This window comes from Sporosarcina sp. P7 (genome assembly GCF_002743425.1).
In the GTDB taxonomy this organism is placed as follows: Bacteria; Bacillota; Bacilli; order Bacillales_A; family Planococcaceae; genus Sporosarcina.
On record NZ_PDZF01000016.1, the window covers coordinates 42,536 to 57,112 of the forward strand.

Sequence of the window (14,577 nt, forward strand, 5' to 3'; positions counted from 1 at the left end):
TAATAAGAATAACTTTGGGATTTTATGTATAGCTGTAGTAGAGTAAATGAGAGAATGGAATGTGAAGGTCTATACAGAGTTACTTGAATTTAAGGTCTTCGAAAAGACGAACTCTTTCACACGTTATGGACGTATAAATAGTAGAACGGTGGTTGTTCGAGAAATGAGTTAAATAGAAGAAGAGTGGTTTTGGTAAAAGGGGGCATTCTTATGAGAAGGTTTTTTTATTACTTCGGATGGACAATGGTTATAGGGATTATTATTTATTCAGGTGCAAAATATCAGTTCCTGTTGAAACAAGAATATATGAAAAACTTTGAAGTACTATCATTTATTTTGTTTTCATCAATATTTCCTGTTGGTATTGGAATACTGCTCAGGTTGCCAAAACTTATAATTGAGATTAAAGAGAATAGACAATGGACCTTTGATTGGGCTAAATTCATGGGGGTTGGGTTGCCATCCCTTGGTGTATTATCTATGTGTGTACTACTATTTACACCAGCGGGGGAGAGTATTCTTCCATTTGTACCGGAAATAATTTATTCCGGAAATTCAACAATTCAAATAGTAGCTGGTGTGGTATTTGGATTTATCTTGTTAGATAGTGTAAAGAGGTAATAAATTGTTTTTAAATGAACGGGTTCCAACCACAACTGTCAATTAGTAATGGAGTTTGTATAATTTGCTTATTATTTACGTTAAAGCAGTAAATAATAAGCATGTAAAAGGCCGCTAATTCATAAACGAATTAGCGGCCTTTTACGTGCTTCATTTTGCACCGGTGAACAGAATGGATGACATAATCGGATGATTAGCCTGTTCCGCGTTATTACTTCTTCTCATCAATATGAAGGGTCTTATCATCTGCAAACTGTACATCCAATTTGAACTCATCATACGTATCGAGTCCATACCACTGTAAAATGCGATCGATTGCTTCTTCTTTAGTAGTCCCGCTATCAATCAAAATTTCCATAAACATTTTATGCATATCGTCAATGGCCTCATTGCCTTCCAGATTCACGTCCTGGAACTCGTTGACGTACTCTGCATCGTCAGGTTTTACATCTTCATAATCCGTCTCGATTTTCTTATTGTCTTTCTTGATCGTTAAATCGAAATCCGTGAAACCATAACCGTCACCCGTGTTAATGGTACTGCCGTTACTCTCGTCTTCAATGCTGACTGCATCGTCATTGTTTGGTGCCTCGTCTTTTGACGCGCAACCTCCGAGAAGTAGAATAGATGAAACTCCTGCAATAGATAACATTCGCATGAACGACATAAGCGCCACCCTTTCTAAAGTGTATACTACTTGTATTATCACCTTAAAACGACTACCTTAAACAAAAAAATGTTCTATTTGTCGACAGGAGAATGGGAAGATGCCCAATTAATGATACTTTCGCTCCATGATTGAACCGAGCATTTGTCGGATCGGTAAAACTTGTCCGCTTGGTAATCGAACCTTTCCATGATAATAGCCGACATATTGATTAATCGACATCTTCCGTACAATATAATCATCAAGCGTTGGGCATTGGAAAAATGGTTTAAACGTCAACTGGATATCATTCGAAAACTTTGTGTGAATTTTCCATGCGCTTTTCGGGTCTTCTTTATCACTTTCGAATACTACATCTTCATGAAATTTATGCATCGTACCTTCTACGAAGACGGCATTTTCCGTCAACCCCGTACCATCCGTCCAACTACCGCCGAAATTTAAGCCGATCCGTTTGCCGCTTGTCCGCTGGGAAGCCATCGCCCAGTCCCAATTCGTTCTGGCATTCCATACGCCGCGCCCATAATCGCAAATGGCAAAACTGTAATAGGGATTGAAATCAAAGCGTCGATCACCAAAACGTACATATCCGCCGGTCGGCATAATCGAATGTTTGGAAGTGAAATGGAATGAGTCTCGACTTTTCGGAATGACTACATTTAATGATTCATCTTTCTCGGGATGAATAATATGTAAATCTGCATGCAACACTTCATTGTCAAAATCAGGAATGACAATGGACAAATGCGTTTCACCTTGCATATGTACGAATTGAACCGTCATATCGTCATGCGCGAACTTGATACTATCGAGTGCCTCTTCAGGCATTTTAATACGTCTTCCAAAAGGAAGGGTTACATGTTTCTCGTAGAATCGCTGTGTTTCATAGTTGAGTATGTAAATTAGACAAGTCACTTTATGATCCAGGTGTACGATCGAGGCGGTTAATAAAATATCCTCCCCATAGATGCACCAATTGTTCCAGCGCTTCTTCTTCATGAACTGTCCTCTTAAATTGCTCCTCACTAAAGGGCTGCGTGCGTATCCTATTGATTCAGGATTCAGAAGCCCCTTGGAGTCACACAGAGAAACAATTTCAGATAACTCTCTTTCTTCATGCTGCATACCATTAACCACCTTTCTTGCCTATTGTCTTTTAAACGAACAATTGATATACTCTATATTGTATCAGATATGAGGGGCATTAGCTCAGCTGGGAGAGCGTTGCGCTGGCAGTGCAAAGGTCAGGGGTTCGAGCCCCCTATGCTCCATTAAAATAAAGAAGGCAGTTCATTAGAGAAATCTCTAACGGACTGTCGTTTTTTTTTTATCGAGACAGTACTAGTAAACCTATCTTCTCCTTCGCCATGCGTAATGAAACTATTTACTATTGTATAATTATTCATTGTAATGTATATTGAATACTATAGAAAGTAATCGTTATAAGATCTTGTCCAATATATGGAGTATACAAGCAAACGGATACATATACTTGTAGACAGTTGGTAGGCCGTATCTTATAATTGTATTAATTTAGAATATTTATACTAGCAAAGAGAGAGAAGGGGAAATGTATGAAGAAGATGTTTACAGCATTATTGCTAATCCTATTATTGGTCGTTGCGGGATGTAGCAGTAACGATGGAGGGGCAGGCTCAACAGAGAAGTCCACGTTGAAGAATATTAAAGACAACAAAAAATTGGTGGTTGGAATTGCACCAGGTTATTTCCCTTTTGAAATGAAAAGCATTGAAGGCGGTTATGTCGGGTATGATATCGATCTAGCAAACGCAGTGGGTGAAGCGTTAAATACGGAAGTAGAGTTTAAACAATTCGTATTTGATGGCTTAGGACCGGCTTTGCAAATAGGTGAAGTAGATATGGTCATCGCAGGTATGACGATTCGTGGGGATCGTGCATTATCCATTAGCATGTCCAATCCTTACTATAAAACAGGTCAGGCGATCATGGTGCCAGCTGCGAATAAAGGGATCAAATCATGGGAAGAGCTTGACGTCAAGGGGAATAAAATTGCGGTAGGTATCGGGACTACGGGCGCATTGCTTGCGAAGTCTCAGTTCAAAAATGCGGAAGTAGTAGACTTCGAGGATTTCCCGTTAGCAGCTACGACAATGGGTTCAGGACAGGCTGATGCCGTTGTGTATGATGAACCTGCCATTGCTGTTTGGCGTTTGGAACATGAAGGAGAAGTTCATCAAGTAGAAGGTTTGATGTCTGCTGAGAATCTCGGAATTGCAGTAAAGAAAAATGATTTTGAAACGATTCAATGGTTGAATTCATTCTTGCACAGCTATGTGGACAGCCCGGAAGAACTAGCATCAAGAAGTCGTTGGTTTGAAGAAAGCGACTGGCTAGATAAGGTTTCGGGAGAATAATATGGGCGGCTATGAATATGACTTCAGTGTAATATCGCAAAATATGGATATCTTTATTGAAGGGGCGCTGAAAACTCTTGAAATTTCAGCGATCGCATTATTGCTGGCTATTCCGATGGGGATTATTATCGGAATGGGTAGAATTTCCCGCAATAGATTCATCCGTATTCTTTCCTCAGCCTATGTAGAAGTCATGCGCGGCGTGCCGTTGCTTGTACTATTGATTTGGATTTTCTTTGTACTCGGTCAATTTTTAAAGCTCGGTTCTTATTGGGCATCAATTATTGGGTTGGCTGTTTTTACCGCAGCATTCATTGCAGAAATTGTTCGTTCAGGAATACAAGGTGTGCCAAGAGGTCAGATGGAGGCAGCTCGTTCGTCAGGTATGACCTACTGGCAGGCGATGCGTTTGATCGTTTTGCCACAAGCATTCCGAAGAGTTCTACCGCCACTTGCTTCACAATTCATCATGCTAATTAAAGACTCCTCTTTGATCTCGGTCATCGGTGCGACGGAATTGACGTTGAACGCGAAGAATCTCGTGGCCACTAGTATGCGTTCCATAGAAGTATGGACATTCATCGGTTTCGTTTACTTTGCCATGACGTTCACGTTATCCATGATCATTCGTGCGATCGAACAAAAGTTATTAGCGAGAGAAAATTCATAAAGCTTGACGTGAAGGAGTGCCAGATATGATTTCTATTAAACACGTAAATAAAACATTTGGTATGAACCAAGTGTTGACAGATGTCTCGCTTGAAGTACCTAAATCACACGTTGTGGCCATCATAGGCCCAAGTGGAGCAGGGAAGTCTACATTAATTCGTACGATCAATGCGCTCGAACCTATCGATGACGGAGAAATTGTAGTAGACGGCGTTTCCATACACGATAGAAAAGTGAATATTAACAAAGCGCGTTCTGAAATCGGATTCGTGTTCCAAAGCTTTAATCTTTATCCATTTCTCACGGCATTGCAAAATGTCACGCTCGCGCCTATCAATGTAAAAGGGCTAAGCAAAAGCGCTGCGGAAACGCGAGGGAAGGAGTTGCTGACTTCACTCGGTCTTGGAGATAAATTTGATGCGTATCCGAACCGGTTATCTGGCGGTCAGCAACAACGTGTCGCGATAGCGCGTGCGCTCGCAATGGATCCGCAAGTGATGCTATTCGATGAGCCGACTTCCGCACTCGATCCCGAGATGGTCACCGAAGTTCTCGATGCCATCCGTAAACTGGCTGAAAGTGGTATGACGATGGTCGTCGTGACACATGAAATGGGCTTCGCCAAAGAAATTTGTGACGAGATCATCTTCATGGCAGATGGCAAAGTCGTGGAACAGGCATCACCTGCCAAGTTCTTCACGAATCCCGATTCCGAACGCGCCCAGAATTTTTTATCGAAAGTATTACATCACTAATTGAACGTCCCTCGTTGTCATATGATATGGCAAGGAGGGATTTTTTTGTACAATCGACAAGCGGCAGTAGACTATGCAGACACTTGGTGGAATAGCAGAAACCCTGCCTTCCCCAGTTTTGAAGATGACTGTACGAATTTTATTTCACAATGTCTGTTGGCGGGTGGAGCACCGATGCATGGACAACCAAACCGCGAAAAGGGTTGGTGGATGCGTAAAGGCACATGGAGCTTCAGTTATACCGTCGCTCACTCAATGCGATGGTACTTAGCGACTTCTACAAAAGGACTGACTGCAACTCAAGTAAAAACTCCCCAAGAATTACAGCTAGGCGATATCATTTCGTATGACTTCCATGGAGACGGGCGTTTCGACCATACGACGATTGTAACTGCCAAGGACGGAGATACACCGCTCGTCAATGCCCATACGTATAACGCATATCATCGCACATGGGATTATAAGGACTCCTATGCTTACTCGCCAAATGCGAAGTATATCTTTTTTAAAATTAATGATAATTTCTCATAATTATCCAGTTCTGCATCAAAGTGTTTCTCATAGCCTCTAGCAACAGACTACCAAGTTAGGGTATAATGAAAAATAGATACTTATTGCAAAGGAGAAGGTTGAGTGTGAATGAACAAGCATTATCGGTAAGAGAGGCCATTGTTACACGGCGCTCTATTAAGAATTTTAACGGACAACCGATCGAACCAGAGATCATTCCAGAAATTATAGAAGATGCCGTTTGGGCTCCAAACCACGGAAACCGGAATCCTTGGCGATTGATCGTAGCGACAGGTGAACAGTATGAACAGCTTTTGGACGTCTTGAAGGAGTTCGGTGTAGCAAATTGGAAGCAGCTTTCTGCTGAGGATCTTGAAAAACAAATGAAGAAGTTCTCGACTGCCAGTGCAGCTGTATTCGTCATCGTACCTGAAGATGTACGCCAAAAAGAACGGCTGGAGGATTACGCAGCAGCTAGCACGCTAATTCAAAATATTCAATTGCTTGCTTGGGATAAAGGAATTGGTACTTGTTGGAAGACGCCACCGTTCATCGATCACCCGAAATTCCGCGAGCGTTTAGGCGTAGAGACGGGCGAACGCATCATCAGCATGTTGCAGTTCGGCTATTTCGATACGTCACCGAAAGCCTCACCACGTAAGCCGGTAGAAGAAATCATTACGTACTTTGGAAGTAGTGTGGACGAAGAAGAGGAATCTTGAGAGTGGTAAAGTGCCATTTTTCATGTAAATATACGAATGAAATACAAAACAGGCTACCCCATTTGTGGAGTAGCCTGTTTCTTGTATGTGAGAAGGGAGAAGCGCTCAATGGACTCACGCGTCCGCTCTATGCAACGCCACGAGCGCTCAATGCACGCAAGCAACCCATCTATCCGCTCACAAATCACAAATCATAGCCCTAGTTTTTCGATCTCTCCATAATAATTACAGATAACACGCAGTCCTTTATCGAAATTCTCCAAATGGAAGTGTTCATTCGGTGCGTGGAAGTTTTCTGTATCCAGTCCGAAGCCCATCAAGACGACGGGTAAATTTAGAATTTCATCGAATGCAGCGACGATGGGTATGGAGCCGCCACCGCGTGTATAGACGGTAGGTACGCCGTATACTTGCTCGTACGCTCTGCCAGCCGCTTGGATGACTTCGTGATCGTATGGAGTTAAATAAGGTTTACCTTTATCAAATTCAGTAACCGTCACTTCACATCCGACTGGTTCGTGTTTCGCGATGTGCGCGCGTAGTTTTTCTATGATTTCATCCGGCTCTTGATCGGGAACTAGACGGCATGTGATTTTCGCTCCGGCTTCGGAAGGAAGGACGGTTTTGATACCTTCTCCTGAAAATCCGCCGAATACACCGTTAATTTCGAGTGTAGGGCGGGCCCATGTACGTTCTGTGTATGTGTAGCCTGGCTCGCCAGTGAGTTCTTTGACACCGACTTCTTTTTTCACTGCTTCTTTATCGAAGTCGAGAGCAGCCCAACCCGCGCGCTCCTCTTCTGTTAGATCGCGAACTTGATCATAGAATCCGTCGATTGCGATAGTTCCTTCGGCATCACGGAATGAAGCCAAGATTTCGACAAGTGCGTGGATTGGATTTTGAACACCGCCACCATAGAGTCCGGAGTGCAAGTCGCCTTTAGGACCTTTCACATCGATTTGTACGCCGGCTAATCCACGCAGTCCGTAGCAAATGGCGGGCTGCCCAGGGCCGTACATGCCTGTATCTGAAATGACGATGAAGTCTGCCGCTAGCTTGTCTTGATTATTTTGGATATATTCCTCGAGGCTCGGGCTACCGATTTCTTCTTCTCCTTCAATAATTAGCTTGACGTTAACAGGAAGTTTTCCTTCAACATTCATCAGCGCCTCGATTGCTTTACTGTGCATAAACACTTGCCCTTTATCATCGCTTGCTCCGCGTGCATATAATTTATTATCACGGATTGTTGCTTCAAATGGAGGTGTTTCCCATAAGTGAAGCGGATCAACAGGTTGCACATCGTAGTGGCCGTAGATCAGGATGGTTGGCTGACCTTCAGCATGTAACCAGTCCGCATAGACAACGGGTTGTCCAGCTGTTTTTTCAATTGACACGTTTTCCAAACCGATTGTTTCGAATTCATTCGACAGCCATTCTGCTGCTTTTTGCATATCTGATTGATGTTCGGAAAGTGCACTGATGCTTGGAATTGCCAAGAAGCTCGTTAACTCTTCCAAGTGGCGGTCACGGTTGGTTGTGAAATAGTGATCCAATGCTTGTGATGAAGTCATGGTAAACCCTCTTTTCTTTGGATATTTTCTATATCACAGTATAGCAGAAATTCGTGAGGTATTAAGGTTTAGGCACTTACGGGTAAGGGAACTGAATGATAAAAGTATACGTTCTACCTGTATGTTGCATTAACGATTCAGTTTATATATGTGATATACTTATGAAATAAGAAATGTTGGATTCATGGCAATAACATATGATGAATGATGACAAATAAATGGAGAAACGTTGGAGGAGACGCAATTGTTTATTGCACTGGGACTATGTTTATTTTTGTCCTTCTTTTTATCGGGAAGTGAAACGGCGTTGACCGCTATCAATCGAATGAAAGTTCAATTGCGTGCGGATCAAGGAGACATTAAATCGATAAAATTACGAAAATTGATTTCCAAGCCGGACCGTATGATTACGGCCATATTAATTGGGAATAATGTTGCGAATATTTTGATGCCGACGATTGTGACGATGATTGCAATCGATAAAGGATTGAGTATTGGGTTACTGACAGGGATCTTAACGGTTATTTTGATTATATTCGGAGAGGTATTGCCGAAAACGATTGCTGCAACATTTGCGGATCGTATCGCGTATTTTGTAGCACCACCCATTTCGGTGCTCGTGAAGTTAATGATTCCATTGACGTTATTCCTATCATTGTTTACCAATTTCTTCGTTCGCTTAATTTCAAAAGGAACGGTGACGGAAGCCACTTTGACGAAGGAAGATGTGCGTTCCATGGTGGACATTGCATCTACTGAAGGTACATTCGGTCAGGATGAATCAATCCGTCTAAAGGGTATGCTAGATTTTCGGGATAAAGATGTTAGCGACGTAATGGAAACACACCGTACGGATATTATTTCATTGTCGATGGATTCTACGTATGAAGAAGTACGTGACGTCGTATTGCAGTATTTCTATACCCGCTATCCAGTATATGAAGAGAGTATCGACAAAGTGGTCGGTATTTTTTATTCCAAAATGTTGATTGAGTGGTCAATGTTTCCCGAGCGAACGTTTGCGGAGGTAATTGATCGCCAGCCTTTGTTCGTCGTGCAGACCGCAAGTGTTGAGCTTGTGTTTAAGCGTATGTTAACGCAAAAGAAACATATGGCGATTGTGCTAGATGAATATGGTGGGACACTTGGGATCGTCACACAGGAAGATATTATTGAAGAAATGATTGGACAGGATATAGAGGATGAAACGGACGTGGAGGAAGAGTCGATGGTCTTCGAAAAAGAAGAGAATCTTCTAGTCTGTCAAGGACGTTTAGAGATTGAAGACGTGATTGAACTACTCGATATAGAGTTACCTACCGATCACGATACGATCGGTGGATTTGTTTTTCAGGAAGTGGGTCATATCCCTGAAGAAGGCGAGAAGTTTAGTTATAATTCGTTGTTGTTTGAAATTGAAGAAATGGACAGAACGCGAATTTTGCGCCTAAAGATTACCAAGCAGGAACCAAAAGAAGAGGTCGTTGAAGCGTAGAGTTTGTCAAGTAACCTTACACAATTGTAAGGTTACTGAAAGAGAAAGCGATAGCTCGTAATGTGTGTGTCTATGATAATAAGGGTACCAGTTATAAAACGGAGGCTACTTATTATGAAAAACGACTTAAACGCATTATACGAAGAATATGGACGCTATATATATCATTTATGTCTTAAACTGACTCGCAATAAAGAAGAAGCAGAAGATCTCATGCAAGACGTATGGGTAAAAGTAGTGCGCTACAGCGGTGAAATGAGTGAAGTCAACCGTATGAAGGCTTGGTTGACGACGATTTGTATGAACACATTTCGCGACCGTTACAGAAAAAATGTACGTCAGAGTCAATACGTGATGAATCAACCTGATACATTAGACGTTCCGATCTTAGATTTGGTTCCTAGTAATGCGAAAACTCCTGCTGAATTGATGGAACAGAATGATATTTCCGAGCTTGTGCAACAGAAAATCAGCGAGTTGGACGGTATTTACCGAAAAACGATTGAGTATTTCTATGTGAATCAATATTCGTTAGTAGAGATCGCAGGGTTGATGAGTGTGTCGATCGGCACTGTGAAGTCCCGCTTGTTCCGCGCGAAGAAGTACCTGAAAGAGTTGCTCGTACAAGACGAGGCAGCTGAGGAGTATGTTATGGCCTAAGCTCACACTTGCTGTGGGCTTTTTTTATGGAGTAAGAGGGGATTAAATTCTAGGGCGTGTATGTTGAGAGTAAATTTGTAAGCACAAGGGGATTGAGGCTCCAGCTGGGGACGCTCCAACTTCCGCTTCCATCCTACGTGGATAGTGGGGGTACTTTGAATTACTTACTGGAGATGGTGTGTTAATTATTGTTGCAAAGTGAGTAGGTAATACTTTTCGAAGACCTTTGAAGTTCAGATAGTAAGTAGTTCTGAACTTGAACTGTACTTGAATTTAAAATAAGTTCAAAAACAACACGAAGTCAAACACTACCGGCAATGAGTGATCTATTTCTACCTACTATCTGGGTAGGATGGAAGCGGAAGCTAGCGGCGACTCCCGATGGATCAGCGAGAGCCTTGAGACCCCGCAGGGAGCAAAGCGGACGAGGAGGCTCAAGCCGAGCCCATGGGAAAGCGTCCGCTAGCTGGAGCTTCCATCCCCTCACACTCACTAATTCACTAGCCACTCCAACACTCTTACTATTGAACTTAAACATGTTCAATAGACAAGGGATTGGCGCGTAGGAGGGGCGACTCCCGCGGGAATAGCAATTACTTCTGCGATTAAAAGCGAAGCGTTAGGAGCACGTCTTTGCACTTAGCGGACGAGGAAGCTCAAGCCATGCCCGCAGGAAGTCGCCCCCTCCGTAGCGCCAATCCCCACCCCAACCCCACAGCCAGCCGTTCTATATCCAAAAATTACAAAACAACCTCCATCAGCAATACTTGATGGAGGTTGTTCGTATTAATTCGTCGCTTCAGCAAGCTGTTTATTCAAATCCGCGAGACGCTCTTCCATTTTAGAAAGACGCAGCTCCGCGTTTTCAATCATTTTCACATGACCGGTCGACTCCAACTTCTCCATATCTCCTTGCAGGCTGATGTAGTCCATCTTAAGCTCTGCGATCTCTTGTTCCAACTGATCCTTTGTCATAAGGGAAAACTCCTATCATCTGTTTTCCCTTAGTGTAACATATCCTGCCTTGTACGTTTAGGGAACTCCAACAAATAACGGATCGCTTCAAGCACTTTTTCTTCACTATTCCCGATATCGATCTGTAACTGCTTTTTGATCGCGCGTTCCTTACGTGCATCATGTAGCAAAGGTTCCATGATCGCGTTCAGTAAGTTCGACTGAGTTACTTTACGACCGAGGCCGAGATGTGTAAAGCCGTTTCTCTCGGTTGGAAATCCGAGGTTTGATTCGAATTCGTTTTGGGCAAGTACAATACAAGGCACACCGATAACGGCTACTTCATATGGTGTATAACCCGCATCACACAGAATCATGTCGGCTTTTGAGAACAGTTCTGCACGGTTGTCCGGGGCTTGTACGACTTTGGTGTTCGGTCGACTCAATGCCATCATTTGGATTTCACTCACATCATGTTGATAATTCTTTCCGAGTAGTACCAGTACGGACAAAGGAATTTGCAGTTGCTTTAAATGTCGCAACGCACGGAATGTGAGATTGCCCGGATCCTCATCGCCGAATGAAATGACAAGTTGCGAAGAAGACGGGGATTTTCTTTTTAAACCGGCATGCCGAAAAGATTGCAGTGACGCGTCTGCCATGTATGTCTGCGGCCCCACGATATAGTGCTCAGCATAGAGTTCCTGAGTTTCCGGATACAGCGTCTGGATCACCCAGTCTGCCAATTGTCCACCATCACCGAAATCGTCGAAATGTAAAATACTTGGTACTAGTTCATGAATTTTGGTCATTTCCTCTTTATAGCTTGGACCACTGTCACGAATCAAAAGATCAGGCTGAAGCTTACCTATTAATTTAATTAAGGAGGAAGGACCAATTACTTTATGGCACGTGAAATGTTCGCTTGGAACTGGCGTTTCTTGGTCGTATAAAAAGATGACTTGTGCTTCGTTTTTTAAAGTATTTGCCAGTAGTAGTGCACGTCGTAAAGGATAACTTCCTTTGCCTTCTGTTATGGAAAGATAGATCGCGATTGTTTTTTTGACTTGTTTTTCGATTGGAACCACCCTTTCTGAAACTACTTGTTCCCCTTACCCTATGAAAAATGGGAATAGTTTATTACAATGAGAAGAAAGCGATTTAGAAAGGTTTCAAAGAGGGAAGGAGGCGGCCTACCTGATGTTCAATTCGTTGGTTATGGATTTAATGTTGGTCGTGTTAATTGGTGTAGCGTCGCAATGGGTAGCGTGGCGTACAAGAATGCCAGCGATTGTCGTGATGGCAATTGCGGGACTACTAGTTGGACCGATTTTCGGTTTGATTAATCCGCAACAATCAATGGGGGATCTATATTCACCCATCATTACATTCGCAGTGGCTATTATCTTATTTGAAGGCAGTTTGAATCTCGATTTTAAAGAAATTAAAGGATTTGGACGTCCCGTTGCGAGAATCGTAACGTTCGGTGCATTTATTGCGTGGATTGCTGGTTCACTTGCGGCTCACTATATCGCAGGATTGTCATGGGAAGTGGCATTCATTATTGGCGGCCTATTTATCGTCACAGGTCCTACTGTAATCTTGCCTTTACTTAGACAGGCGCGTTTAAAGCCCCGTGCGGCCGCGATATTAAAGTGGGAAGGAATCGTCGTTGATCCGTTCGGTGCACTTCTAGCCGTATTTGCATTTGAAGTCATCAAATTCGTCAATAGTGAAGTAACGGCCAAAGCGATGTTGCTGTTTTTTGGTGCTTCATTGTTCTCCGTACTTCTTGGTTGGGGAACGAGCCGGATTCTAGGCACAGCATTTGAAAAGGGCTGGGTACCGGAATATTTAAAAGCGCCAATCTTATTCGGCCTCGTGTTATTTGTCTTCGTATTATCGGATGAAATCATGCATGAGACTGGTTTATTGGCAGTCACAGCGATGGGGATGACGATGGCGAATATGCATCTGACTACTTTAGAAGACATTCGCAATTTCAAAGAGAATATTTCAGTATTGCTCATATCGGGAATATTCGTCATGTTGACGGCATCGTTAAATCCACATATTTTGATTGAAATATTGAATCCAAAAATTATTCTATACGTACTCGCGATGTTATTTGTCGTTAGGCCGCTATCGATTTGGGTATCAACAATCGGCACGGATTTAACGAATCGTGAAAAAACACTCATCGGTTGGATTGCGCCACGGGGGATAGTGGCACTGACTGTATCAGGCTATTTTGCGACCATATTGCTTGAAAACGGTTATAAAGATGCGGAGCTTTTAACCGCGTTGACTTTCGCACTCGTATTTGCGACTGTCATCTTACATGGCTTCTCGATTGGCTGGCTTGCCAAGAAACTGAATTTGGCCACGCCGATTGAATCGGGCGTAGTACTAATCGGCAGTACAAGATTTGTAGCGGAACTTGCGAAGAATATTAGTACTGCTGGTCACAAAGTTTTAGTTGTGGAAGACTCTTGGGGTGGCTTGTCTAATGCGCGAAAACTCAGCATACCAACTTTTAAGGGAGATATTTTATCCGAGCATACAGGCTATCACTTAGATTTAACGCCATACCGTTATATTTTGGCCATGACTAAGACGGATACCTATAACTCACACGTATGTGCCGATTTTACGCCAGATCTAGGAAGAGACTTACTGTTTCAAACGACCACACATAAACGAAGTGCAGATCAACAGTTCAACCTAGCGACAGGGCAATTCCTGTTCACACCGAACTTGACGATTCATGAACTGGATGAACGTATCAATCAAGGGCACGTATTCCGGAAGACGTTGTTGACGAAACAATATAGCTACACGCAGTACTTACGCGAGCGCGACGATCAATCGATATTGTTGTACATCATCCGTGCAAATGGAGACATGGAGTTCTACACGGCAGAGAAAGAACTGCAAGCACAAACGGGGGATACAATCGTAGCGCTTTCGACGTTAAACAAAACGATCGAGCGGACAATTGACCGACTGGAAGAAAAGAACGGCAAAGCAAGTGTACCGAAAGAAATCGTAGAGACAAAGTTCTTGGAAGATCCACCCCAAGAAAAACCAGCGATTCCAGGAGAAACACCGCCGAAGATCATGAAAGATTGAGTTAATAGATGTGGATTGTGTTGCAATAGTGTTGGGGCTAGGGATTGCGCTTCGGTGGGAACGTTTTCCGGAGTCCCCATCCTACGCGTCAATCCCTCGTAATATGAGTGGTTGATACGTATTGTTGTACAGTAAAGTTAGGATTGTAATCGTTTCTATATATATGAACCAAGCCCTTGAACCTAAACAGGTTCAAGGGCTTTACTAATTCAAATACTACCGATAGTAAGTGATTAGAAATTGAATTTGATCATCACTTGAACTTAACTAAGTTCAAAGTCAACAACAATTCATACACTATCTTCAGTGATGAATCTCCGTACCTCAACTATAAACGTAGGATTGAAGCGGAAGCTGGGGCGACTCCCTCTTGGAAATACGATAGTGACAAGGTTTATCGCGTTCTAAGTATGACCAAAAAA

At 42.9% G+C, this 14,577-nt stretch carries 14 protein-coding genes and 1 tRNA gene; 10 read left to right on the forward strand and 5 right to left on the reverse strand.

Annotation, left to right across the window (positions count from 1 at the left end; all coding sequences use genetic code 11):
- Window positions 1-210 precede the first annotated feature (210 nt).
- Window positions 211-621, forward strand: coding sequence for a hypothetical protein (locus CSV60_RS13775; RefSeq protein ID WP_099632078.1), 411 nt, complete (start codon window positions 211-213; stop codon window positions 619-621).
- Window positions 622-832: 211 nt separating this feature from the next.
- Here CSV60_RS13775 and CSV60_RS13780 read toward each other — a convergent pair whose 3' ends face one another.
- Entirely contained in the window at window positions 833-1,288 is a 456-nt protein-coding gene (locus CSV60_RS13780; protein WP_099632077.1) for a YusW family protein, read from the reverse strand.
- 108 nt (window positions 1,289-1,396) lie between these two features.
- Entirely contained in the window at window positions 1,397-2,413 is a 1,017-nt protein-coding gene (locus CSV60_RS13785; protein ID WP_099632076.1) for a DUF2804 domain-containing protein, read from the reverse strand.
- A 73-nt stretch (window positions 2,414-2,486) separates the two neighbouring features.
- On the opposite strand from CSV60_RS13785, the gene CSV60_RS13790 reads away from it, so the two are divergent.
- The 6 genes from CSV60_RS13790 (at window position 2,487) to CSV60_RS13815 (ending at window position 6,340) form a co-directional block, all read left to right on the forward strand.
- Window positions 2,487-2,559, forward strand: a tRNA-Ala gene (locus CSV60_RS13790).
- Between the two features lie 303 nt (window positions 2,560-2,862).
- Window positions 2,863-3,684 (forward strand): transporter substrate-binding domain-containing protein, encoded by an 822-nt coding sequence (locus tag CSV60_RS13795; RefSeq protein ID WP_099632075.1) that lies wholly within the window; start codon window positions 2,863-2,865, stop codon window positions 3,682-3,684.
- A gap of 1 nt (window position 3,685) precedes the next feature.
- Entirely contained in the window at window positions 3,686-4,354 is a 669-nt protein-coding gene (locus CSV60_RS13800; protein WP_083034879.1) for an amino acid ABC transporter permease, read from the forward strand.
- A 25-nt stretch (window positions 4,355-4,379) separates the two neighbouring features.
- Window positions 4,380-5,108, forward strand: coding sequence for an amino acid ABC transporter ATP-binding protein (locus tag CSV60_RS13805; RefSeq protein ID WP_099632074.1), 729 nt, complete (start codon window positions 4,380-4,382; stop codon window positions 5,106-5,108).
- Window positions 5,109-5,153: 45 nt separating this feature from the next.
- A complete protein-coding gene (locus CSV60_RS13810; RefSeq protein ID WP_233189635.1) occupies window positions 5,154-5,639 on the forward strand; it encodes an amidase domain-containing protein in 486 nt (161 codons plus the stop codon).
- Between the two features lie 104 nt (window positions 5,640-5,743).
- The gene (locus tag CSV60_RS13815) at window positions 5,744-6,340 is read left to right on the forward strand and encodes a nitroreductase family protein (protein WP_099637386.1); all 597 of its coding nucleotides are present in this window, start codon (window positions 5,744-5,746) and stop codon (window positions 6,338-6,340) included.
- 191 nt (window positions 6,341-6,531) lie between these two features.
- Here CSV60_RS13815 and CSV60_RS13820 read toward each other — a convergent pair whose 3' ends face one another.
- Complete coding sequence (locus tag CSV60_RS13820) at window positions 6,532-7,914, reverse strand: dipeptidase (RefSeq protein WP_099637387.1); 1,383 nt, start codon at window positions 7,912-7,914, stop codon at window positions 6,532-6,534.
- A 244-nt stretch (window positions 7,915-8,158) separates the two neighbouring features.
- Here CSV60_RS13820 and CSV60_RS13825 point away from each other — a divergent pair, with 244 nt between their 5' ends.
- Window positions 8,159-9,409 carry a hemolysin family protein gene (locus tag CSV60_RS13825; RefSeq protein ID WP_099632071.1) on the forward strand — a complete coding sequence of 417 codons (1,251 nt, stop codon included), beginning with the start codon at window positions 8,159-8,161 and terminating at the stop codon, window positions 9,407-9,409.
- Window positions 9,410-9,523: 114 nt separating this feature from the next.
- Window positions 9,524-10,069 carry an RNA polymerase sigma factor gene (locus CSV60_RS13830; RefSeq protein ID WP_099632070.1) on the forward strand — a complete coding sequence of 182 codons (546 nt, stop codon included), beginning with the start codon at window positions 9,524-9,526 and terminating at the stop codon, window positions 10,067-10,069.
- 786 nt (window positions 10,070-10,855) lie between these two features.
- On the opposite strand, the gene CSV60_RS13840 is transcribed toward CSV60_RS13830, so the two are convergent.
- Together CSV60_RS13840 and CSV60_RS13845 are read right to left on the reverse strand one after the other, a co-directional pair.
- Window positions 10,856-11,044, reverse strand: coding sequence for an SE1832 family protein (locus CSV60_RS13840; RefSeq protein ID WP_029053516.1), 189 nt, complete (start codon window positions 11,042-11,044; stop codon window positions 10,856-10,858).
- 29 nt (window positions 11,045-11,073) lie between these two features.
- Window positions 11,074-12,111: a glycosyltransferase family protein gene (locus tag CSV60_RS13845; RefSeq protein ID WP_099637389.1), complete on the reverse strand. Its 1,038-nt coding sequence runs from the start codon at window positions 12,109-12,111 to the stop codon at window positions 11,074-11,076.
- 112 nt (window positions 12,112-12,223) lie between these two features.
- Between CSV60_RS13845 and CSV60_RS13850 the strand changes: the two genes are divergently transcribed.
- Entirely contained in the window at window positions 12,224-14,155 is a 1,932-nt protein-coding gene (locus tag CSV60_RS13850; protein ID WP_099632651.1) for a cation:proton antiporter, read from the forward strand.
- The last annotated feature ends 422 nt before the right edge of the window (window positions 14,156-14,577 follow it).